At 44.7% G+C, this 23,062-nt stretch carries 24 protein-coding genes; 12 read left to right on the top strand and 12 right to left on the bottom strand.

Translation table 11 applies throughout. The features are described 5' to 3' along the window. Positions 1-151: 151 nt before the first annotated feature. Entirely contained in the window at positions 152-1,093 is a 942-nt protein-coding gene (locus ACYH0O_RS03365; protein ID WP_482631133.1) for a nucleoside hydrolase, read from the top strand. A gap of 10 nt (positions 1,094-1,103) precedes the next feature. Here the strand turns inward: ACYH0O_RS03365 and ACYH0O_RS03360 are convergent, their stop codons facing one another. Both ACYH0O_RS03360 and ACYH0O_RS03355 read right to left on the bottom strand, forming a co-directional pair. Continuing rightward, complete coding sequence (locus ACYH0O_RS03360) at positions 1,104-1,682, bottom strand: CBO0543 family protein (RefSeq protein ID WP_482631132.1); 579 nt, start codon at positions 1,680-1,682, stop codon at positions 1,104-1,106. A gap of 289 nt (positions 1,683-1,971) precedes the next feature. Next, positions 1,972-2,553 carry an HAD-IA family hydrolase gene (locus ACYH0O_RS03355; protein WP_482631131.1) on the bottom strand — a complete coding sequence of 194 codons (582 nt, stop codon included), beginning with the start codon at positions 2,551-2,553 and terminating at the stop codon, positions 1,972-1,974. A gap of 134 nt (positions 2,554-2,687) precedes the next feature. On the opposite strand from ACYH0O_RS03355, the gene ACYH0O_RS03350 reads away from it, so the two are divergent. From ACYH0O_RS03350 to ACYH0O_RS03330, 5 genes are all read left to right on the top strand, one after another. Continuing rightward, entirely contained in the window at positions 2,688-3,470 is a 783-nt protein-coding gene (locus ACYH0O_RS03350; RefSeq protein WP_482631130.1) for a CPBP family intramembrane glutamic endopeptidase, read from the top strand. Beyond that, positions 3,458-3,967: a hypothetical protein gene (locus tag ACYH0O_RS03345; RefSeq protein WP_482631129.1), complete on the top strand. Its 510-nt coding sequence runs from the start codon at positions 3,458-3,460 to the stop codon at positions 3,965-3,967. Before ACYH0O_RS03350 ends, ACYH0O_RS03345 begins: the two co-directional genes overlap by 13 nt. Before the next feature lie 19 nt (positions 3,968-3,986). Further along, a complete protein-coding gene (locus ACYH0O_RS03340; protein WP_482631128.1) occupies positions 3,987-4,160 on the top strand; it encodes a hypothetical protein in 174 nt (57 codons plus the stop codon). Between the two features lie 80 nt (positions 4,161-4,240). Further along, positions 4,241-4,432, top strand: coding sequence for a hypothetical protein (locus tag ACYH0O_RS03335; protein ID WP_482631127.1), 192 nt, complete (start codon positions 4,241-4,243; stop codon positions 4,430-4,432). 31 nt (positions 4,433-4,463) lie between these two features. Further along, entirely contained in the window at positions 4,464-5,120 is a 657-nt protein-coding gene (locus ACYH0O_RS03330; RefSeq protein WP_482631126.1) for a DUF3885 domain-containing protein, read from the top strand. Between the two features lie 89 nt (positions 5,121-5,209). Here ACYH0O_RS03330 and ACYH0O_RS03325 read toward each other — a convergent pair whose 3' ends face one another. Continuing rightward, complete coding sequence (locus ACYH0O_RS03325; RefSeq protein ID WP_482631125.1) at positions 5,210-5,578, bottom strand: YkvA family protein; 369 nt, start codon at positions 5,576-5,578, stop codon at positions 5,210-5,212. 168 nt (positions 5,579-5,746) lie between these two features. Between ACYH0O_RS03325 and ACYH0O_RS03320 the strand changes: the two genes are divergently transcribed. The 4 genes from ACYH0O_RS03320 to ACYH0O_RS03305 all read left to right on the top strand — a co-directional run bounded on the left by ACYH0O_RS03320 (position 5,747) and on the right by ACYH0O_RS03305 (position 9,290). Then, a complete protein-coding gene (locus ACYH0O_RS03320) occupies positions 5,747-6,073 on the top strand; it encodes a YnfA family protein (RefSeq protein WP_482631124.1) in 327 nt (108 codons plus the stop codon). A 96-nt stretch (positions 6,074-6,169) separates the two neighbouring features. Beyond that, a complete protein-coding gene (locus tag ACYH0O_RS03315) occupies positions 6,170-6,307 on the top strand; it encodes an SAP domain-containing protein (RefSeq protein ID WP_482631123.1) in 138 nt (45 codons plus the stop codon). Positions 6,308-6,380: 73 nt separating this feature from the next. Further along, on the top strand, positions 6,381-6,980 hold the full coding sequence (locus ACYH0O_RS03310) for a dienelactone hydrolase family protein (protein WP_482631122.1): 600 nt from the start codon (positions 6,381-6,383) through the stop codon (positions 6,978-6,980). A gap of 567 nt (positions 6,981-7,547) precedes the next feature. Then, the gene (locus tag ACYH0O_RS03305; RefSeq protein WP_482631121.1) at positions 7,548-9,290 is read left to right on the top strand and encodes an ABC transporter ATP-binding protein; all 1,743 of its coding nucleotides are present in this window, start codon (positions 7,548-7,550) and stop codon (positions 9,288-9,290) included. A gap of 108 nt (positions 9,291-9,398) precedes the next feature. On the opposite strand, the gene ACYH0O_RS03300 is transcribed toward ACYH0O_RS03305, so the two are convergent. Further along, positions 9,399-10,109 carry a YwaF family protein gene (locus tag ACYH0O_RS03300; protein ID WP_482631120.1) on the bottom strand — a complete coding sequence of 237 codons (711 nt, stop codon included), beginning with the start codon at positions 10,107-10,109 and terminating at the stop codon, positions 9,399-9,401. Positions 10,110-10,235: 126 nt separating this feature from the next. Then, positions 10,236-11,069 (bottom strand): SDR family NAD(P)-dependent oxidoreductase, encoded by an 834-nt coding sequence (locus tag ACYH0O_RS03295; protein ID WP_482632487.1) that lies wholly within the window; start codon positions 11,067-11,069, stop codon positions 10,236-10,238. A 113-nt stretch (positions 11,070-11,182) separates the two neighbouring features. Here ACYH0O_RS03295 and ACYH0O_RS03290 point away from each other — a divergent pair, with 113 nt between their 5' ends. Both ACYH0O_RS03290 and ACYH0O_RS03285 read left to right on the top strand, forming a co-directional pair. Then, positions 11,183-12,151 carry a helix-turn-helix transcriptional regulator gene (locus ACYH0O_RS03290; protein WP_482631119.1) on the top strand — a complete coding sequence of 323 codons (969 nt, stop codon included), beginning with the start codon at positions 11,183-11,185 and terminating at the stop codon, positions 12,149-12,151. Positions 12,152-12,299: 148 nt separating this feature from the next. Further along, complete coding sequence (locus tag ACYH0O_RS03285) at positions 12,300-13,076, top strand: alpha/beta fold hydrolase (RefSeq protein WP_482631118.1); 777 nt, start codon at positions 12,300-12,302, stop codon at positions 13,074-13,076. 357 nt (positions 13,077-13,433) lie between these two features. Here the strand turns inward: ACYH0O_RS03285 and ACYH0O_RS03280 are convergent, their stop codons facing one another. The 7 genes from ACYH0O_RS03280 to ACYH0O_RS03250 all read right to left on the bottom strand — a co-directional run bounded on the left by ACYH0O_RS03280 (position 13,434) and on the right by ACYH0O_RS03250 (position 22,926). Then, on the bottom strand, positions 13,434-13,829 hold the full coding sequence (locus ACYH0O_RS03280; protein WP_482631117.1) for a VOC family protein: 396 nt from the start codon (positions 13,827-13,829) through the stop codon (positions 13,434-13,436). 123 nt (positions 13,830-13,952) lie between these two features. Next, positions 13,953-15,575: a long-chain fatty acid--CoA ligase gene (locus ACYH0O_RS03275; RefSeq protein WP_482631116.1), complete on the bottom strand. Its 1,623-nt coding sequence runs from the start codon at positions 15,573-15,575 to the stop codon at positions 13,953-13,955. Positions 15,576-15,600: 25 nt separating this feature from the next. After that, complete coding sequence (locus ACYH0O_RS03270; protein ID WP_482631115.1) at positions 15,601-16,716, bottom strand: CaiB/BaiF CoA transferase family protein; 1,116 nt, start codon at positions 16,714-16,716, stop codon at positions 15,601-15,603. Positions 16,717-16,804: 88 nt separating this feature from the next. Then, positions 16,805-17,959 carry a thiolase family protein gene (locus tag ACYH0O_RS03265; protein ID WP_482631114.1) on the bottom strand — a complete coding sequence of 385 codons (1,155 nt, stop codon included), beginning with the start codon at positions 17,957-17,959 and terminating at the stop codon, positions 16,805-16,807. A gap of 36 nt (positions 17,960-17,995) precedes the next feature. Further along, entirely contained in the window at positions 17,996-19,141 is a 1,146-nt protein-coding gene (locus ACYH0O_RS03260; RefSeq protein ID WP_482631113.1) for an acyl-CoA dehydrogenase family protein, read from the bottom strand. Positions 19,142-19,174: 33 nt separating this feature from the next. Continuing rightward, the gene (locus tag ACYH0O_RS03255; RefSeq protein WP_482631112.1) at positions 19,175-20,698 is read right to left on the bottom strand and encodes a class I adenylate-forming enzyme family protein; all 1,524 of its coding nucleotides are present in this window, start codon (positions 20,696-20,698) and stop codon (positions 19,175-19,177) included. Between the two features lie 170 nt (positions 20,699-20,868). Beyond that, positions 20,869-22,926 (bottom strand): sigma 54-interacting transcriptional regulator, encoded by a 2,058-nt coding sequence (locus ACYH0O_RS03250; RefSeq protein WP_482631111.1) that lies wholly within the window; start codon positions 22,924-22,926, stop codon positions 20,869-20,871. Positions 22,927-23,062: the final 136 nt, after the last annotated feature.

The raw sequence follows: 23,062 nt of genomic DNA, 5'->3' as shown, positions 1-23,062 counted from the left end.
ATATGAATTCATCATTACATGTTTCGTGAATGATGACAAATCTTCTGTTTGGGCAGTAGTTTCATATAAATTGACTCTATTCAAAGGCATAATCCCTTTTTTCCATTGATACGTTATATAAATACATCATAATCGGTTAGGAGAATGTCCGATGAAGAAAATCATTTTGTTTGCGGATCCCGGCATTGATGATTCCATTGCCATCATGTACGCCTTACTGAACCCCGACATTAAGGTACTCGCCATCGTATCAAGCTATGGGAACACAACAAAAGAGCAGGCAACGAATAATATCGCCTACTTGCTTAATCTTGCAGGAAGAGAGGATGTCCCGATCATAGGGGGAGCCAATAGTCCATCGTCAGGGGAAATCCCAACCTACTATCCTGAGATCCACGGGCAGGAAGGGCTCGGTCCTATCAGACCGCCTGAGAGCATATCGGGTGAACTCACCAATTTCTCAGAACTCTATAAAATCATCAAGGACCAGGACGATATCACCATAGTTGACGTGGGGAGAAACACATCCCTTTCCACCCTTTACTTATTAGGTGAAAATATCGTTGAAGACATCAAGGAATTTTACATTATGGGAGGCGCCTTTTTGGTTCCTGGTAACGTGACTCCTTCTGCAGAAGCGAACTTCTATGGCGATCCCATTGCCTCACAGGTGGTGGTCAGGGAGCTGAATAATCTTTACGTCGTCCCCTTGAATGTCTCGAACAAAGCCATCATCACCATGGACCAAATCCGTTATATCCAGCAGATGTCAGATAACCCATTGATTGCGATCATGGATGAAGTCATGGAATACTATATTGATGCTTATAAGAAGCTCGTTCCTGGAATAAACGGTGCACCCATGCACGATGTCGTGACCCTATCCCTGATGGCGAACCCGGAAATGGGGAAGTCCATCAGAAGGGAGATCAACATCTTGACCACGGGAACAGGAATGGGAACGTCCATCGCAGACTTCAGGCCCAGTTCCAAGCCTGCTGAAAAAAATATCAACATCTACCTTGAATTGGACTATCCAATGTTTGTAGAAGATTTTATCAATGTAATGGGAAAGGCAGATGGAAAACCCTGAAAGATCAATTTCAGACCCGATTATGAGCTTTCTTTTCAAAATAAACAAAGACATTCGTGATCCATTTCGCTATTAGACCGACTACCACGTAACTGATGAATAAGGTGAAATAATTCGTCCCTTTGTCCAATTCAAACAGACCGATGGCAGAAAGCAATGGTTTGAAAACAAATGCAAACCCTGCACTGAGCAGGAACATGGATAGATAGTAATTTTTATTTCCATTTAATGTAAATTGATACATGAGCAAATAGGAAACGGGCACCAGAGACACATCTAACGAAACCGAACTCGCCAGTATCGGGAAGAGTTTATACGGATAGAACCACTTAAGTAAATTAGCTCCGATGGCATCTGAGTATGTAAAGAAGACGTGAATATTATATCCATAAAACCCTAAAAGAAGGGCTTTTCGTTTATCCATTCTTAAATATAGCACGATGAGAGGAAAAATAAAGAACGCAGCCAACATCCAGAATTGCCAGTTGGTAAAATCGGAATATTGCTGCCAATAATTGCTCCACATTTCGGTTTGATTCTCCTGGATCTCTTTTAAACGGCTAAGCATGGTCTGCTGGGATTCAGTCACGGTACTCGCTCCTTTAAACGTATATGCTATAGTATGAGCAGGAAAATGACCGATTATGTTTTTCCAGTATGAAAAGCGAGTCATCCTATAGGACGACCCGCTTTTCTTACTAACCATCGACGCTTGTTGCTTTGTTCACTACAACTGAAGGATATGTAGACAATGCTTTGGCAGCAGCAATACCGGCCCTTTTTTTGACAAGCCAATGAACTCAATCACAAAAGAATCTCATCCAATGGTCCCTCATAGATCAAACCTCAAATGATCGAATACAATCCTTCCACACTCGTCACAACATAATCAGCATGGGATTCTCTTCCATTTTATCCGTAAAAAAGCAGGAGCTGATCCCGGCATTCTTCCCCGATTCCAAATCCAAATCCCGATCACCGATCATGATTGCTTCCGAATGATCGATATGATGGGTTCGAATCAAATGCAGAATGGCATCCGGACTCGGCTTTCTCTCAAACCCGTGCTGGGAGGTGATGAAGTCAGAGAAGTAACCCGTCAGCCCGTAACTCTCCAGCATCTTGATCGAAGACTCGCCCCTGTGGGTGTACAAATAATTCTTTCTGCCCGTTTCAGGAACATACTTACAAAGTTCCACGATCCCTTCAAAGGGTTTGGACAAATCGAATTCCACTTCTTTTCTGCGGGAGTCATAGGCTGTGAAGAATTCTTTCCCAATCCCATATTTTTTTTCATAGTGTTTCAGAGCAGATGTGATCGATACCTTCATCTGTTTGATAATTTCCTCTAAAGGCTCTTCAAATCCATGCCCTTCAAGCGTTTCCCTAAAGGAGCCCGCCATGACGGGATATGTATCAAAAAGTGTGCCATCGAAGTCCCAAATGATATGTTTGTACATGATCATTCCCCCTTTTACAAAACTATCCTTATTTTACCACATGCAAATCACTCGCCATTACAATGTAAAAAAGAATTCATACCAAAAGGAAAATTATGCTAAAATGTTTTCAAGGATTACAAAAGGGGGGCTTGATGATCCGTTCACAGCAATCGATTTTCCATATAAATTCGGCCGCCCTGTTTTTCGCAGGAATCATCCTTCTTTCATATAGAACATACGATTGGGTACTGCTGCCGATACTGGGCCTATTCATCCTCTATCTCTCTACTAAAAAGAACCGCTCAGTCATTTCCCTATTCCTCTTCTTCCTGCTCGGGTTACTGGTGTTTCAACTTGCAACCGGCTGGATCAACGAGTTGGATGTTTCAAAAGAAACTAAAATCCTGTTGAACAGAAGTTTCCTTCTATTCATCCTGATGGCTTTAGCCGTCTCACACTTGATATCAAAAGAAAGGGTCCGTTTCTTCACTGTGTTCCCAAATTGGAAAAGGCGTATCTCCATGCCCTCCCATACCATTTCACTGCCCTTATTCTTACTGATTGGACTGGCGGGATCAAGCACCATCTTCATCCCAATCATATGGTCACCGGAAATCAGTGAGGTGAAATCATTATTCCTATTCGCTATAGGATTTACCATCCTTAACGCTACACTGGAAGAGCTTATCTGGAGAGGCGTCATGCTGTCATCGTTGAAACGAAACGTCTCCGTCCTTTATGCCGTCACTGTCACAAGCCTCGGATTCGGTCTATTACATCTATCCATCGGAATCCCGCTACTTCTCAGCCTCCTCTTTTCTTTCGGAGGACTCTTCTATGCCATCGTGGTATTAAAGACCGAAAGCATCTATCCTTCAATCGCCTTTCATATGGTGATGAATGTGGGGATGGTGTTGAATGGGTGGATAAATTAGTTTTCGTATCTTCAAGAAAGAGAGAGAAAGATGAGATGAATAAAGTAGAATACTGGGACCTGTCCACTAACCCCACAGATGAAACGTACCATTCCCTTATTAAAGTGCTTTGTGACCATTCAGATACTTTTTACTTCATCACAAGAAAAGAACTTTCTTATGATCAGGATGTTCTGGCAGAATTTAAACCACATATCATCGAATCATACCAAACAAAAGAATGGGCAAATACCATCACCATGGGACCACCTGCCACCGTTTATCTAATGGAAGCAAATGATCAGACCTGCAAATTGCTGCAACACTATGCCAACTGTTTATATGACTGGGTGGCTCCAAAATTGCCGGAAGACTTAACTTTTATCAAAAATTCGTTCACCTGGTTTTCATCCACCACCCATGAGGAATTTGGTGGCTTTTCCATTCGGTCTGATTATTACAGGAAATTAATCCACACTGTACCTGGTTTAAAGATTCAAAGAATAGAATTGGAGTAAAGAATACGGAGGTGTAAGTATGGAGATCCCATTCATGATTCTGGGGGCACTGATTAGTCTACTAATCTTCTATCTGATTATTGAGAGAGCCGTTAGAGACGGCATCAACAATTCCTCCATCGGGCAATTCCTCGAAGAAAAGCATGGAATCAATGAGCCACAGGAGGACGAGGATTTATTCGATGAAAAGTAATGGATGGAAATTAATCACTATCTCCAATTAAAATATGGTACTATTAATTAACAATAAATGGAACAAAAGGAGATAACACAATGAAATACCTTAAATCCTTTTTAGCCTTCGAATGGATCACGATCATCGGGGCTTCAACGGTCCTCTATACACGTTGGGACTTCCCTCTATCTGTTTGTATCGGCATTGTGGTACTCGGGATAATCCTTACGCTTTACTTCACAAAAAAATATGAAAAGAACGAGGAAAAGAAGACGTTGGACAATGTATGATCCATTTCAATCATTTCAGTAGGAGTCTTGTATGCAGAATAAATTATACCCTTTTATGCAAAATCATTTCGACGGTCTTGCGCTTCGGTCATCCCTATTTTATTCGTCTAAATATGGTCTGCGCTTTGAAATATCCATTCCTGGCGTCGATCATTTAAACAAGAGGAACCTGAAGCAAATAAAGGATCGAACGACTTGTCTATTCGACCACGTATTCAATGATTCAGATGAAATTCTTCTTATTACGGATGTTCATACCATGAAGCTTGACCGTTTTCTTGAGAATAGACCTACAAAAGTGTATCAGAAATATATCAGGCGCAAGGACACTAGGTACAAGCTTATTTATGAGCTCTTCAATTTCGAAGAAGAAGATGAAGACATGGTCACACATCGGTTCATCCTACCGTGTCAAAAGCATGATATCCGATATCAACAACTCCTAATGGCGATTTCCTACGAGGACTTCCCCCATCCGACTCAACTTTTAAAAGGTTCCCAACACGCGGGTATAGATATTTACTTCGTGAATGTCACACGAAAGATGATTTTCCATCTATATGATGACCGTGGTTGCGATATCATTGCGTCTGATAAAGAGGACCTGCGTTCCCTATACAGAGAATTTATTGATTGGATATTGGATTATGACCGGGTGCAGATTGATAACATGATGAATAACCAATAAAGAAGGCGCTTGGTCTGAAGCGGAAACTCATCAGAACCATGCGCCTATTATTTTGGAGCAAAGGAATGATTCTCTTCCAAAGGAACTCCCTACAACTTCCCATCAACCTCAGACGTATCCACATCATCCCCGAACCAGTCACTCAACTTCGCCTTGGCCTTCGCTTTCACCTCATCATCGATATACATGGCCACTTGCAATAAAGCAATACCCAGCGCGCCAAAGTCGTCTGTAAAACCAACTCCCACTGCCATATCGGGAATAAAATCTGTCGGAAGGATGAAATACCCCAGTGCCCCGATGATGATCATCTTCGACTTCTTCGGAACATCCGGCTTTTGCAGGACAAAGTAAAGGAGCAGCGCCGTATACACGACGGAATGTCCAGCCTTCAATCCGTACCTTTTCAGCTTACCCCAAAACTTTTCCTCTGAATAATGCTTTTCAGTATTATCCATTTCACTTCCACCTCCTGTATGAGACTTGCTGGCAATCAATCTCTTGTTGCTTTTATTGTAGAAGGTTTGGTTGAAATAGACAAATGTTTGGAAACGTGGATTCAAAACCCCGATCTTTGAAAGTACGTTATAATCCAAGTACATAAACTTATATAGGAAGTGATTCACATGCTAAATGCTATTATATTATTCCTCCTTGCAGGAATCGCAGAAATAGGAGGAGGCTACCTCATCTGGCTATGGCTCCGGGATGGGAAGCCAGCCCACTGGGGAGTGGCCGGCGGAATCGCCCTGGTCCTGTACGGAGTCATCGCAACCTTTCAATCCTTCCCATCATTCGGCCGGGTCTACGCTGCTTATGGCGGGGTATTCATCGTCTTGTCCGTCCTATGGGGATGGGGAATCGATAAGAAAACACCCGATTTGTATGACTGGGTGGGTGCAGGGATCTGTTTGATAGGGGTTGGTGTGATGCTGCTTGGTCCGAGGCAGTAGACAACTGAATTTTAGGAGCTAGTTGAATTGGGACCCACATTAAACAGGGACACCCCAATCGAAACGTTCAAAGAGTACTACTGATTAAAGGAAGAGTTGCAAATGTTCTGCCTTAACTATGGAATCAGTGCTTCCGGATCAAAGATAGAGTTATCCGAACGGATTCACATCTTCCTGGTGACGGGTGACATCAAAAAATCGGTCAGGAGGTCGGAAGGTATATGTTGCGGGTAAGTGATGGGAAGAAGGTCCGCCCCTTCCGCATCTCCTCTTCCGAATAATTCATTAAAGAATATGAGGGGATAACTTGATTCAACTTCAACAAAAATCCAGTACGCTTGCTATAGTTATTCACGAAATTTACGGAATCAACCAACATATACAAAGCTTTTGCGAATTCATCTCAGAACAGGGGACTGACGTCATCTGTCAGGATTTATTAGAAAGAGAAACTGTTTTTGATTATTCCCAAGAAGAGATGGCCTACCATCATTTCATAGAGAACATAGGCTTTGAACGGTCGACAGAAAAAATAATGGCAATTCTCTCAAAATATCGACTGGAATACAAACGAATCGTGATCATAGGGTTCAGTGTAGGGGCGACGGTTGCCTGGCTATGCAGTGAAGATGAAAGGGTTGATGGTGTCATCGGCTTCTACGGTTCACGCATTCGAAACTATTTGGAGGTCACACCAATGTGTCCAACCATGTTGTTTTTCCCAGAAGAAGAACCCTCCTTTCAGGTGGACGAAGTCATTGCGAAATTAGAAAGAAAGCACATCGACATTCAGAAATATAGCGGTAAACATGGATTCAGTGACCCCTATTCGTCAAACTTTCATAAAGAATCCGCACAAAAAACAAGGGATAGAATCATAGATTTTTTGGATGATTGGAAGGGTTAAATAAATATATGATTCTTGTTTGTTTCCGTGGCCCATTGTCAGGTCACGGAAACAATCCCGATGCGCGCCCGTTACACGCACGTTGTTGTTGTTTACTATCTCTTCTTTCTTTAAAAATCTTCTGTTTGTTTTCACGCTTGTTCCGTAAAGTGTTCATGGGCGATTGACATCGTTTTGGTCATGGGGAATTGAGGACCGCCATTTTAGGTGTGTACCCCTGCCTCTAGTAATTGAATTCATGCCTTATCACCATTTTGCGTGAGCCCCTTCCACTCCATCACCCATTCACCCTCAACCTTTATATAGAGATTTAATCAAAACTGGATACCTTGTGATAAAAGTTTTTATCCATTTGATATCTTTGCACCTGATTTATTATCAGAAAATTAACTTTATTTTTCTTCATCCCCATCATACAATGAATATATCGAAACTAAAGGAGGCTGTTTTCATGAGAAACATTGCTATGGTAACCGTACAAACATATAAGGGTGGAGCACCTTTTTAACGTTGACGGTCTTCCCCCTTATATGTGATTTGTGAAATAACACATTAAAGGGGTATATTATGTCATTTCCATTAAAAAAATTTCTTTCGTATTACAAACCGTATCGTTCGATTTTTCTTATTGTGTTGATCTGTGCGTTGATCACGTCTTCCCTGACCCTCGTTTTTCCGTTGCTTGTTCGTTATGTGACGAAGGATGTTCTGCCCGGAAGTCTTACCACGGCTTTTGCCGATGTCTTTTGGGTCGGCGTTTTGATGATACTTCTTGTGATTGCCCAAAATATTGGCAATTATATTGTGGACTACAAGGGACATGAGATCGGGGCACGAATGGAAAGCGATATGAGAGGCGAATTATTCGCTCATCTGCAAAAGCTTTCTTTCAGCTTTTATGATAAAGAAAAGACGGGCCGGTTGATGAGCCGGGTGACGAATGATCTCTTAATGGTATCGGAGCTTTATCATCACGGACCGGAAGATTATGTGAAGTATTTGGTTCGTTTTATTGGAGCGTTTGTGATTCTGTTCTTTATCAACGCTCCTCTTACCCTTACCGTTTTTTGTTTCTTTCCGATCCTTGGTTTCTTTTCTCTTTATTTCAATAAGAAGCTGAACCGGGCGTTGACGGATAACAAAGAGCGGATCGGCGATATCAATGCCCAGGTGGAAGATTCCTTATCCGGCATCCGCGTCGTTCAGTCATTTGCCAATGAATCACTTGAAATCAGCAAATTCAACAGGGAGAATCAACGATTTCTGGAGAGCCGGAAGGGAACCTATCGTGCAGAAGCTTACTTCTATAACGGGACGGAAGCATTCATTCAACTGATTACGATCACCATCGTCATCTTCGGGTCCATTCAGATTGTGGATGCGTCCCTTGACCTGCCTGATTTGATCACCTTTCTGCTGTATATCGGCTTTATGATAGAACCGATCCAGAGGCTCACTCACATGAGTACTCAATTCCAGGAGGGGATTACAGGGTTTCAGCGATTCATGGAAATCATGAACACCAAACCGGTCATCGAGAATGAGCCTGCAGCAAAGTCTCTCTCAAATATGAAGGGACACATTTTATTGAAAAACATATCATTTCATTACGACTCGTCCATAGAGCCGGTATTCAAAGATTTATCTCTTGAGATCCTTCCAGGGGAATTCGTAGCACTCGTTGGACCATCCGGAGCCGGCAAGACAACCCTTTGCTCCCTGATTCCCCGCTTTTATGATGTCACGGCTGGCGGGATCTATGTAGATGGTGAAAATGTGAAAGATCTGGACTTAAATTTTCTCAGAAGCAACATCGGGATCGTGCAGCAGGATGTGTACCTTTTTTCCGGAAGCGTCATGGATAATATCCGCTACGGGCATCCGGAAGCGACAGACGAAGAGGTGATGATGGCTGCTCAGCAGGCGAACGCCCACGACTTCATTACACGTTTGCCACAAGGGTATCATTCCGAAATCGGCCAGCGCGGGGTTCGTTTATCCGGAGGTCAGAAGCAGCGGCTCAGTATCGCCCGTGTCTTCTTGAAGAACCCGCCCATCCTCATTCTCGATGAAGCCACAAGCGCCCTGGATAATGAAAGTGAAAGCATCGTCAAGGAATCCCTGGAGTTACTGGCAATGGGAAGAACGACGCTCGTGATCGCCCATCGTTTATCGACCATCCGGAACGCCGAAAGAATTTTGGTTTTGTCAGATGGAAAGATTGTTGAGGAAGGGACCCATGAAGCATTACTCGAACAAGAAGGTCCTTATTCCAGGCTGTATTCGAAGCAGTTTGAGATTCCAGTATAATGAAAAAGGGCTCTCCTACCGTGATGGTGGGAGAGCCTTTCAGATCAACTTACCTTACCTCCGCCGAAAACACATACTTCCTTTTTTACAATAGAGGCATTAGGGGTGTTACCCATTCATCCTCTCCCGCTTCATGAGCATCCCCATCGGAACATACGTAAAGAAAAACACGACAAGTGCCGCGATTTCCAGATTGAGATAATACATAATACCCGACCCGAAAAAAGACAGGATCGTTTTGGATTCCGTCGGATTGGCCAGGTAGAAGAAATTCGTGTCGAGAAAAAGGTTAAGAAAGAAAATCGGCAGGGCGAGAAGATTGACCATGAGAAAGCCGGTCCATACAGCTTTTCTTGGCACCCGGTATCCCTCATACACGATGAAATAAAGGACGGACCACGCAATGGCTGCATGATGGAGAAAGTATTTAAGGAAGCGAAAATGAGGAAACTGATAAGCCATTTCAGGTGTTACCATGCTTAAGATCGGAGGAAGAAATCCGATAAAGAAAAGCAGATAGAATGCCTTCTGATTCGGCTTCAGGAATAGATAAACTGAGATAAAGGTACTGACAGAACAGAGCTGCAGAGGAAGATCCCCCACCTCCCACGTCCCTGTTGCCACAAGCCAGGTATGCCACGATACTTCTGACAGGACCAACATCCAGAATAACGTCCCCTTCATAAATGATTGATACCTCTTAAGGAAACGTCTAAAGTAAACCAGCATAAACGATATAGCCACAAACATCAAAAGTACAGCAATATGCGGAACAGAAAACAATTCGAACGTACGCATCTCTGTCACCGAAAACATCATGCCACCCCTATTCCTTTTGAAAGTGGTTATCATGAATAGTCTATTCGGCTTAGATGGGGGTTAAGACTCCGATTTCAACATTGAATTTGTCCCCGGGACCTTTAATCCAGGGGACAAAACAAACTGCTACATCGTGAACGGTGGAATGTAACGTCCATCCACATCCGTGAACTCATACTCCTTCGCCAGGTCCCCTGCTTTTAACACTTGTCCCGTCTTCTCCATCACCCCTGGATCCATCGCCAGCGCCGTGATGGCACGTCCAACATAATATGGGGTCTCGGATTTCTTTAAGTCTTCAGATTCCTGCCAGTGTGCCTCGTCCACTCCCATATGCTCGAGTACAAGCTCCGTCCTCATAAATCCAGGTGACACGGCAAGGACCGCGATATTATTTCCTTTTAGTTCCTCTGAAAGTCCGTACGCCATACGAACCAGTGCATTCTTCGCCAGATCGTAATAGAACTGTCCCGTGTACTTGCCATCATCCCAAAAGGTGGTGTGAATGATGAGGGCTTCTTTATTCTCGCGAAGTAACGGGATAGCAAAGTGATTCGTCGCCAGCTGAGCCCTCACCCCTGCCGTGAACATCGTATCCCAATTGGCGAGTGGCAATTCCCAGAACGCCCCCGGATTCACTCCGATATCATGGGCTCCCCATACATTATTGATCAGAATATCCAGCCTACCTTGTTCTTCACGGATTTGCTTGATGACCGCTTCTGTTTCTGAATCAATCGTATGATCACAACGAACCGCAATCCCCTTCCCACCAGCCTCTTCTATTTTCGAAACTGTGTCGTCAATCGTTCCAGGAAAGTTTTGCGTGGAATTCCCTTTTGTGCTGCGTCCCGTGACATATACAGTCGCTCCGGCTTTTCCCAATTCAACGGCAATCGCGCGTCCTGCTCCCCTGCTTCCTCCCGTAACAAGTGCAACCTTTCCAGTCAGTGATTTCATATATCCCATTCCTTTCATCTTGTCAGATACGTTCATTATACGATCCTATTCTTGACATCAACTGTCATATTTAATTTAATAAAACTAATCTATTCAGGAAAAAGGTGAAAAAGATGAGAGGCGACCGACTCGTATCCATCCTATTATTATTACAAACACACGGCCAAATGACTGCAAATGAACTGGCAGAGAGATTGGAAGTTTCCGAACGGACAATTTACAGAGACATGGACGCACTAAGCGGAACAGGGATCCCCGTGGTGGCAGAACGTGGCAAAAATGGAGGCTGGTCCTTACTCGAAGACTATCAGACGGATCTGACCGGCTTGAAAGAATCAGAAATCCGCGCAATATTCGTGTCACCGTCAGCCCACCTCCTCGACGATCTCGGCTTGACCCGTACGTCCGAGGAAGCCAGAAACAAACTTATCGCCTCCCTTCCATCCATCTACCGTGAAAACGCGAAAGACGTTTGGAACCGGATCCACATCGACACAAGCTCATGGCGAAAGCAGAAAGAAAAGACCGCCTCCTTTGAAGTAGTTAAAGAGGCCATCTGGAAGGAACACAAACTGAGGATCACCTATCAACGGGCTGACGGAAATACGGATGATCGCACTGTTTCATCACTTGGTCTGGTGGCTAAGGGAGATCTCTGGTACTTGATCGCCTCCAAAGAAAATGGAGACATCCGGAATTACAGGGCTTCCCGGATCCAATCTGCCGTTCCTTTAGAGGAAACATTTGAACGACCAAAGAACTTTAACTTGGCTCAATACTGGAATTCTTCAACCAAGACCTTTATAAAAAAATTGCCTTCGTACGAAGTGAAGGTGGAAGTCACCCCCTCCACCCTATCGAGGCTGACATTCTCCGGCCGTTTTGCACGAGTACTTGAAATAGGAGATAGGAGCAATATGGAATGGATTCCCGTTACCCTCTCATTTGATACAGAAGAAGAAGCAAAGGGGTATCTGCTCGGTTTTGCCGATCAAGTGAAAGTCATAGAACCGGAGGAACTTCACCAAAAGATTCTTGAAACGGCAGAAGCAACAGTTGGTTTCTACAGACAGGGAAAATAAGGAAGACATTGAGAAATAATGTAGTAATGAATAAATAAATTGTTCGTATAAAATAATATAAATGCCTAGAATTCAATTTAAAATCAAAGCTTGGTGAAGAACTTTACAGATAGAATATTTGGCTTAAATGACATGAGGTGAAAATTACATGCCGCTGTTGGACATTGCTGGGACTAATATACATTATTCAGTTAAAGGGAAAGGAACTCCAATCGTTTTTATCCATCCTCCCACTCTAACTTCCGTTAACTTCGAGTATCAAATAGAGGAGTTATCTCGAAGTTTTCAAGTCATCACTTTTGACATTAGGGGTCACGGTCGAAGTCAGTACTCAAACGAACCCATCTCCTATCAGCTGATTGTTAGAGATATAATTCAAATTCTGGATCATTTACATATTGAGAAAGCTTTGATATGCGGCTATTCCACAGGAGGTTCTATTGTATTGGAATTTCTACTGACTTCTTCAAACCGTGCTTTAGGTGGCTGTGTAATAAGTGGAATGTCTGAAGTAAGTGATAAACTCTTAAAGAATAGAATTCGGGTTGCAACCAAACTTGCGAGGGCTGGATTGGTTTCTGTTTTGGCATGGTCTATATCCAAAGGCAACTCGAATAATCAGGAACTGTTCAAAAAGATGTTCAAAGATGCCAAACAAGGCGATTCCAGAAATATCGAGCAATATTATGCTTATAGCTTGATCTATAATTGTACCGATCGTCTGAAAAACATCAACCTTCCAACACTATTGATATATGGAAAAAAGGATAGTCAATTTCACCATTATGCTGAGCTATTACATGAAGAATTACCTGTAAATCAATTGGAATTCATCGAAAAATCGGATCATAGAATTCCCACAAAAAAAGCTAGTGAATTAAATTCATTAATCAGTCAATTTGTTAATATTCATGAGAAAAAGTGAATGGATACAAAAGGGCATAGAGGAGTCGAAATTGCTCGAATAGTCGGGGCCTGACCTCCTTACTATGTACTCGTTTATTTTAATAAATGAGGTTAATCACTATTTTGAATCAATTCTAACACACGGAGACACACAACAAACGCCCTGAGTCAGGACGTTTGTTGTGTGTCTCTTATTAATAAATACATTAACGACCTCTGCCATCTTCTCAGGCTCTTCCATAAGGAAATTCTCAATCTCTCCATTTTTCATTGCCTGTTCATACATTCACCAGTAATCTTTAAAGGCTTTTGGCTGTTGCCCGACTCACAGTACAGAAGGCCAGGCAACATTATTTTTTATTAACCTAAATCCATCCTACTTCGCATCCATATCCGGCTGATGAATCCCAAACACATTCCCTTCCGTGTCAACGTAATACCCCTGCCAAGCCATTCCAGGCAGAGCATACTTCGGCAGGGCAACCTTACCGCCATGTTCAAGAATGAGTATCTCCGTCTCATCGTAATTCTCCACGCCCATCGTACACGAATATCCGTTCATAGGCTGGTTCGGTTCAGGAGGAGCACTTTGACGCTGCATCAACGCGCCATTGATCCCCATCTCATTCTCGTCCCCTGTCACAGCCCCGGCATAAGGCATTCCGGCGTATTCACTCCAGTCCTCGAACTTCCAGCCGAATACCTCTCCGTAGAACTTCTTTGCACGTTCCATATCATCCACATGTACTTCGAAATGTACTAATCTCCCCATTGCTCATACCTCCCTGGATTCTATCATTCACTATAATCATTTCGGTACCCCAGGTAGAAACCCTTCTTTTTTTTAATAATATTCCAATAAATCACCCCTATTGAAGTCAGGGTTATTCCATCTTTATGAAGACTTCTCCACCAACAAATCCTTCAGCTGCTCACGCAGTGCCCTCTTCAGGAATTTACCCACAGATGTCTTCGGGATTTCCTCCATAAAGACGATTTCATCAGGAAGCCACCACTTCGCGAATTGCGGGGCAATGAAATCGATCAGCTCTTGTTTGTCGACTCGACCCTTATAGGGCTCTTTCAACACTACGCAGGCAACCGGGCGTTCCTGCCACTGCTCGTGAGGGACTGCCACGATACTCGCTTCGAACACGGCATCATGTGCCATTAATGCGTTTTCGAGGTCAACGGATGAAATCCATTCCCCACCGCTCTTGATCAGGTCCTTTGTCCGGTCAACAAGCTTGATGATGCCCTCTTCATCGACGGTCGCAACGTCACCCGTGTAGAGCCATCCATCCCTGAACGCATCTTGGGAACGCTCGTCCTTATAATATTCATCTGCAATCCACGGGCCACGGAGCAGAATTTCACCCATTTCCTCACCGTCCCATCTTACTTCTCCATTGATTCCCATCACTTTCATTTCGAGTCCTGGTACAATGAGCCCTTGCTTTGAACGGATATCAAGGATTCCCTCTTCATCAAGATCGGTCTGGTAGCTCTTAAGTCGCGAAACCACTGCAAGGGGAGCGGTCTCTGTCATGCCGTATGCATGAAGGAATGGAATGTTGTACTTCGTTTCAAACGCTTTGATCATTCCCCTCGGCGCTGCTGATCCTCCACATACGATGGATCGTAGTGAAGAAGTCATGTAGTCTCCATTTTCTAGTTCATTCAGAAGCCCTAGCCAAATCGTTGGGACTCCGGCGGTGAAGGTGACTTTTTCCTCTTCAATCAGTTCAGCCAAGAGCTTCGGGGTAAAAAGCGGACCAGGCAAGACTTGAGTCGAGCCGAACCAGGTTGCAGCGAAAGGCAATCCCCATGCATTCGCATGGAACATGGGCACAACCGGCATGACAACATCCCTTTCCGACAAGGCCGCCGTATCAGCCAAGCCGAAAGCATAACTGTGCAGGACAATTCCCCTGTGGGAATAAACGACACCCTTGGGTCGACCTGTGGTGGCAGATGTGTAGCACATTCCGGCAGGTTCATTTTCATCGATATCCTTTACGAACTCGAAATTCGGACTGGCTTCACGCAACAGTTCTTCATAGGAGTAAACGGGTTCCAGTGTCGTTTCCGGAAGCTCGTCTTTGTCGGTCATGATGATATAGGCTTCTACTGTTTTGAAATCATCCTTGCATTTCTCAATAAGGGGCAGTAAATCTTCATCTACTAATAACACTTTGTCTTCTGCATGATTGACAATATAAGAAACATGCTCAGAAGACAGGCGGATATTGATCGTGTGGATAACCGCTCCCATTCCTGGTGCGGCAAAGTACGCCTCGAGGTGGCGATGATGATTCCACGCAAATGTTCCGACCCTGTCTCCTTTTACTACATCCAGTTTCTCAAGGGCACCCGATAGCCTCCGTGTACGTTCACCGATTTCCTTATACGTCAAACGATGAATCCCAGAAAGTGTCCGTGAAACAACCTGCTTTTTCGGAAAAAACTTTTCTGCTCTCTCCAAGAGAGAACCTACTGTTAATGGAACATTCATCATACCAACATTTCCCCTTCCGCTTCTCTTAATCTATTACACCTTTCTTCTCCCAATCCACTATCTGCTCATCCGTGGCTTTTAGCCAGTCTCGCAGAACCTCTTTAGTCTGTTCCCCTTTTTCCGGTGGTGGTGTGACAGCCCCTCGATTATAATCTCCGTACATGTTCACTTGCCCTTCACCTGTAATTAAGCCCTTTTCTTTAAAAACAGGGTATTCAACAAGCTGATCCGCCTCCAGAACCGGGGTAAGACAGCAGTCCACTTCCTGGCCAAATACAGACCACTCCGATCGTGTTTTGCTTCTAAACAACTCGACCAGCTCACAGTAAAGAGGATTTCCCGATTCAGGCTTCGAGTAGTGGGCTGACAACCAGTCCTCCCTGCCAAGAGACTGACAAAAGTTTCGCCAAAATTTAGGCTCCAGTGCAGCGAGGCTGACAAACCCCTTATCCTTCGTTTCATAAAGACCGTATGAAATCACTGTACCATTTAAGACCTGAACACCACTCTGGTATCCTGTTTCCTTTTCAATCAAGACATGATTGGTCATCAAGGTAGCCATGCTCTCTGCAAGGGAAATGCAGTGATAACTTCCTACCCCTGATATCCCTCTGGACACAAGCCCAGCCAAAATCCGTTCGCTTGCCGATAGACCGCCGATATAGTCGGCAAATGTATGGCTCGGATGAACCGGCCTTCCACTCTTGTCCTTCAGCTGTGCAAGGGCCCCGCTCACACTCAAATAATTCAAATCATGACTTCCGAGGTGAGACATCCTCCCACTGTTCCCATAGCCTGTGATGGAGCAGTAGATTATGGCAGGATTGATGCCGCTGACCTCTTTGTAACTGAGACCAAGCTTTTCCATTACACCGGGCCGGAAACTTTCAATGAGAACATCAGCATTTCCGATCAGGTCAAGGGCAATCTTTCTCCCTTCTTCCAGTTTTAGATTCAAGACGATGCTTTTTTTGCCACGGTTATGAGCGTTGAACACTAAGCCGTTTCCATTTTGTCTTGCCGGATCTCCTTCCGGGGATTCTACCTTGATCACTTCTGCTCCAAGCTCCGAAAGCCTTAAAGTGGTAAAAGGGCCCGGTATATAGTTGGTAAAGTCGATCACTTGAATGCCCTTCAGCATAGTGGGACATCGCACCTCCTCGTAAACGTTTGGACCTGTGTGTCCGGAACAGGATTTTCATATGAAATCATTTTCATAAGCAGCCTGTTTAACTAAGCCGCTCGATGATGGTTGCATTCGCCATTCCATGCCCTTCGCACATGGTCTGCAACCCATAACGGCCCCCCGTTCTTTCAAGCTCGTGCATCATGGTAAGCATCAAGCGTGCCCCGCTTGCACCGAGTGGGTGACCGAGGGCTATCGCTCCTCCATTCGGGTTTAGTTTCTCAGGATCTGCTCCTGTTTCCTTGAGCCAGGCCAACGGGACAGAGGCAAAGGCTTCATTGACCTCGAACACATCAATATCCTCAAGTGTCAAGCCTGATTTCTCCAGTACTTTTTCGGTTGCCGGGATCGGTCCTGTCAGCATCAAGGTAGGGTCAGAGCCGACTACCACTCGTGTATGAACCTTGAAGCGAGGTGTCAAGCCCAGTTCCTCTGCCTTTTCACGGCTCATCAACAGAAGGACGGCTGCCCCATCACTGATTTGACTCGAGTTACCTGCATGTATGACACCATCTTCCTTGAAGACTGTTTTCAAGCCGGCCAGAACGTCTGGAGTCGTCCCTTCCCTTGGACCTGAATCCTCGGTCACTAAGGTGGTTTCGCCATTTTCAAGAGTAATCTCAAGTGGCATGATCTCCTTTTTGAAATGTCCTTCAGCCTGTGCCTTCAACGCCCGCCGATGGCTTTCTGCCGAGAATTCGTCGAGTTCCTTTCGGGTAAAACCATATTTCTCGGCAATTCGTTCCGCTGATAAACCTTGATGGATGATTTCGTAGCGTCCTTTTAGCTTCGGGCTAAACGGAACGGCATCCCCATAGTTGGATCCCATCGGAACTCTTGACATATTCTCCACGCCACCGGCAATCACGACATCCATATCCCCTGCAAGAATCGCCTGTGCGGCAAAATGCACTGCCTGCTGGCTCGAGCCGCACTGCCGGTCAATTGTGGTTCCAGGTACTTCTATCGGAAAGCCCGCTATCAGAGCTGACACACGGGCAATATCACCTGCCTGTTCCCCTGATTGAGACACGCAGCCAAGTATCACATCTTCCACGAGTCCAGGATCAATCCCGGCCCTTTTGACCACCTCTTCAAGCACCTTTGCTGCAAGATCATCGGGGCGGATATCCTTTAAAAGTCCTTTCCTTCTTCCTACAGGTGTCCTTACACCTTCAACAATGACCACTTCACGCATGTTCCATCTTCCTTTCTGTTATTGAAATCCAATACTCTATAAACCTAAGTTCTTAGCAATAATCGTCTTCATGATTTCATTGGTTCCTGCGTAAATGCTGGCGACTGGAATATCCCTGAATCTCCTCGCAATCTCGTATTCTTCCATATATCCATATCCCCCATGGAGCTGCATGCATTCGGCTGCGATTTTCTTGGCGCTGTCGGTCAGCTTCCACTTGGCCATGGAAACCTTGGTCACGATATCCTCCCCCGCGATGTGCTCGGCAATCAGCTGATCAAGGAAGGCCCTGCCCATTTCGATTTCCGTCGCCATTTCAGCGATTTTGAACTGAGTATTCTGGAATTTGCTCACCGGCTTTCCGAAAGCATCACGGCTTTTCACATAGTCGATTGTCTGGTTCAGCATTACTTCCGATGCCGTCTGTGCGGCAATGGCCACAAGCAAGCGCTCCTGCTGCAGCTTATCCATCAAATAAACGAATCCTTTCCCCTCTTCTCCAAGCAGGTTTCCTTTCGGGACGACACAGTCCTCAAAAATGAGCTCTGCCGTGTCCTGAGAATGGAGACCAACCTTGTTCAGCTTCCTTCCCCGTGAAAAGCCCGGAGAATCCCGTTCGATCACCAGCAGGCTGACACCTTTATGCTTTGGATTCGCATTTGGATCCGTTTTGCAGGCCACCACAATGAGATCCGAGTGGATCCCATTAGTGATGAACGTTTTTGAACCATTGACGATGTAGTGATCACCATCAAGGACCGCAGTTGTCTTGATATTCGCAAGATCAGACCCGGTTCCCGGCTCCGTCATCGCAATGGCCGTAATGATTTCTCCCGTCGCACATTTTGGGAGCCAGCGTTTCTTCTGCTCCTCCGTTCCATAAGCTGTGATATAGGGAACCACAATATCATTATGAAGCCCTATGCCAACTAAACCTGAGCCCACTCGCTCAATCTCTTCGTTGATGATGACCGAGAATCCCCAGTCCACTTCACTCCCACCATATTGTTCCTCAATATCCGGGCAAAGATAGCCCTGCTCTCCCAGCTTCGTCCAGAAGGAGCGGGGAATCATCCGCTCCTCCTCCCATTGATTGTAGTTAGGATACGCTTCCTTTTCTAAAAACTTCCTTAATGATCGCCTGAACATGTCGTGATCATCTGATAAATAAAGGTGTTTCATGTTACGCTCTCCTCTATGAAAATCACATTTTAGTTATTGTTTGACCCCGTTTAGAGACTGGCGGAGCTGGTATTTTAATATTTTCCCAGACGCATTTCTTGGCAGGGCTTCTTCCACAAAGAATCTTCTTGGAATCTTGTATCCTGCAAGCTTCTGACGACAGAAACTTTTCAATTCCTGTTCCTCAATGCTTGCCCCCTGTTTCGGTACGATGACGGCACAGACGGCTTCTCCCCACGTTTCATCAGGGAGCCCGATAATTGCAGCCTCCAGCACGGAAGGATGCTCATAAAGGACTTCCTCAACTTCGATGGAATACACATTTTCGCCTCCCGAAATGATCATGTCCTTTTTCCGGTCTACGAGGGTGATATAGCCTTCTTCATCAATGGTGGCAAGATCCCCCGTATACAGCCAGCCATCCTTCAAGGTTTTCGCCGTTTCCTCAGGCTTCTTATAATATTCCTTCATGATCGACTCACCTTTGATGATGAACTCTCCGACCACACCAGGTGTAATGTCCTTCCCTTCCTCATTGACCACTCTCGCTTCGGTCAAGAATGCTGCTTTTCCACCCTTTCCAAGATGAGTTTTGTGCCCCTCTGGATCTAACAGGATTCCTCCTGGTCCCGCTTCCGTCAACCCGCAAAGATTATAAAATTGGTCTGTCTTAAACAATTCGATGCTCTTCCGGACAACTTCAGGGGCCATAGGTGCCGCACCATATCCACATCGTTTAATCGATGATAGGTCATAATCGGCAGCATTTGGGACCTGGAGCATAAAGGTATACATGGCAGGCACTCCAAAGAAGTGGGTAATCTTATGCTCCTGAATCGCTTCAAGGGTCTTCACAGGATGAAAATCCCGGTGAATGACATGAGTTGCACCCAATACAACCCCTGAGAGAAGGAACAAATTCAGCTGGGCTGAATGGAACATGGGCGCAATATGAAGGAAGTTCTCTTTCTCATTGATGCCCATGCTGATCATCATCGTAAGCCCCACATTGAAAACCCGTTTATGATCGAATAAGGCACCTTTAGGTCTTCCCGTCGTACCGGAAGTATATAAAATTTCCAAATCATCATCGTCACTGACTTGAACGGTCGGATCTTCTGTATTTGAAACGAGCATCCGGTCGAATGAATGATGCCCCACTGTTTTCGGAGCTCCCGTCGTAATCACATGCAGGACATTCGTTTCTTCCCTGGCAGAAGTGACCGTCATCTCGAATTCTTCGTCACAAATGACGACAACCGAATCGGACTGCTCGAGAATATAATGAACCTCTGATGACGTCAGGCGGAAATTGACAGGCGCTATCACCGCCCCGATCTTGGCACCTGCAAAGAAAGAAAGCACAAACTGATCAGAATTCTTCATCATAAGTGCCATCTTGTCACCTTTACGGACTCCAAGACCAAGAAGACCATGGGCCAGTTTATTCACTTCTTCGTTCAACTGTTTATACGTATAGGTTCTTCCTTCACATACGACCGCCAGCTTCTCCGGCTTTTTTCTCGCATTTTGTTCTAAATAAGAACCGATATCCATTCTCCATTTCCCCCTATTGTTGATCATGTATTTGAAAACGCATTCAATCTTATCCATGCAATAATTGTGCCAACTTTCAGAAAATAACAATCATAAGGGATTCCATGATGGAACAGCAATCAAGGTGTCCAGAAATTGGACACCTTGATTTGGACATCTCTACGAAAGGCTTAACCGTTCAATACGGACAGCTGATACTTCTTCAGTTTTTCATATAATCCAGAACGGCTGATTCCGAGTAGCCTGGCAGCCTGGGCTTTGTTTCCATTTGATTGACTAAGGGCTTTTTTTATAGCACCAATTTCCGCATCCTCTGCAAGGCTGACGTTCGGTATCGCCCGTTCTGAAACCTTCGAGACAAGATAATCCGGAAGGTCCTCCACCTGAACGTTTCCATGCTCAGCAAACGTCATGGCACGTTCAAGTACATTTCGAAGCTCCCGGACATTTCCCGGCCAGTCATATTTAAGAAGCGCTTCTTTCGCTTTCGCGGAAATGCCGGTGATACTCGTACCAAGCATGGAATTGAGATCAATCATTAGTTTATGGGTGAGATGTTCCACATCATGAACACGTTCACGTAATGGTGGAATATTCAAGGAAATGACATTCAGTCTGTAATAGAGATCCTCTCGAAATTCACCCTCCTTCACCATTTTCTCCAGATTCCGATTGGTTGCCGCAATGATTCGCACATCTACCTTGATGCGTTCATTTCCCCCAACCCGGTAAAATTCCCGCTCCTGCAGAACACGTAACAACTTGGCCTGAAGCGCAATCGACATATCTCCAATTTCATCGAGAAACAGCGTCCCCCCATTGGCAAGATCAAATTTCCCAACTTTCCCTCGCTGCTTTGCTCCAGTAAAAGCACCTTCCTCATACCCGAAAAACTCAGATTCAAGCAAATCCTCAGGGATCGCTGCACAGTTGACGATCACAAATTTCCCATCGCTTCTCGCGCTGCTGTTATGGATGGCATGGGCGAACAATTCCTTTCCTGTCCCGCTTTCCCCTCTAAGCAGTACAGTCGACCTCCCCTTCGCTGCTTTGGCGGCACTTTTCTTTAGTTTTTCCATATAAGGATATTCACTGAGAATATGATCCCAGGTGAACCGCGCAGCTTCGGATTTTTGCAGCTGCTTGTGATAAAAGCTTGCCTTATTTTCAGCCTTTTGCAGCCTCTTAAACAGCTCACTCACCTCAGTTAATTGACGGAACATCACCTTCCCGATGGCCCCGATGACCCTTCCATCCTTCTTGATTGGAATTCTGTGCACAATATATTTAATGCCTTTTCTTTCATTAAAGTCACTGATTTCAGCTGTTTCCGTCTTAAAGACATTCCGAAGCTTCAACTGGGGCAGCACACTGTCCACATCCCGATGCAACACCTCTGTCTTTTCGAGGTTAAAAAGTTCAAGCATTGGTGGACTCACCATTGTGATCTTATTCCGTTCATCCGTCATCAAGATGCCATCGTACGCATGCTCTAGTGTCGTTTCGATGGTGAGCTTCAACTTTTTAACCGTTTGCAGCTCCTCAGCCATCTTTTCAATTTCAGAAATATCCTGAAAAAGAACGATTTTTCCTTGCTTATGGTTCACGGTTTCATAAGTTGATATATGCAGGATGCATTGATACGTTTCATCATGGTGATGTCCATGGTTTTCAATTTTGAGGCTCGGAAATACATCATTTAGATGGTGAGATTGAATGGAATCGATGGAGCGTCCAGTGATTTTCGAAAACGATTCATTGGCATAGATGATCTGTAACTGTTCATCGGTCATCAATACTCCCACACCCGAATGCATTAAGATCGTTTCCAGCTGGTCCTTTAAGGTATTGGCTGACTTTAATAACGTCATCACCATCTCTGTTTTGGTCAGCAACCCCATCACTTTGCCTTCCTCATCAAGGACGATTCCCGTTCCCGCTTTACTGGTTTTCACCAGCTCCTCAATTTGGTGATAGGGCGTATCTATCCGAATCGTTCGTGTTTCCTTTTTTATGTAGGATTTGATCGGTGTCTCAAGCGGCATCTGGTCCAGGATCATTTGGTATAATCCGCTGCGTGTGAACACACCCTGAAGATTCCGATATCTGTCTGTAACCGGCAGGAGGTTCCATTTCTTTTCCTTTATGATCTCAATGGCTTCTTTCAATGTGGTATCATCTGTCATCACACAATCGACCGGCGTGACCATATCCCGGAACTGAATCATTTCAATCCCCCTTAATTATAATCTGAAAATTCAATCTGTTACTTTTATTATAAAGCTTTGTGTAATAAAGGTCACTTCCTCAATTTCCTATTGGATATAATGGCAAAATAATCGGGTATATTTATAATATGAAGCT

The organism is Rossellomorea sp. H136 (assembly GCF_056838065.1).
The sequence above is the reverse complement of the archived record's forward strand: the minus strand, read 5'-3'. Positions and strand labels throughout refer to the sequence as shown.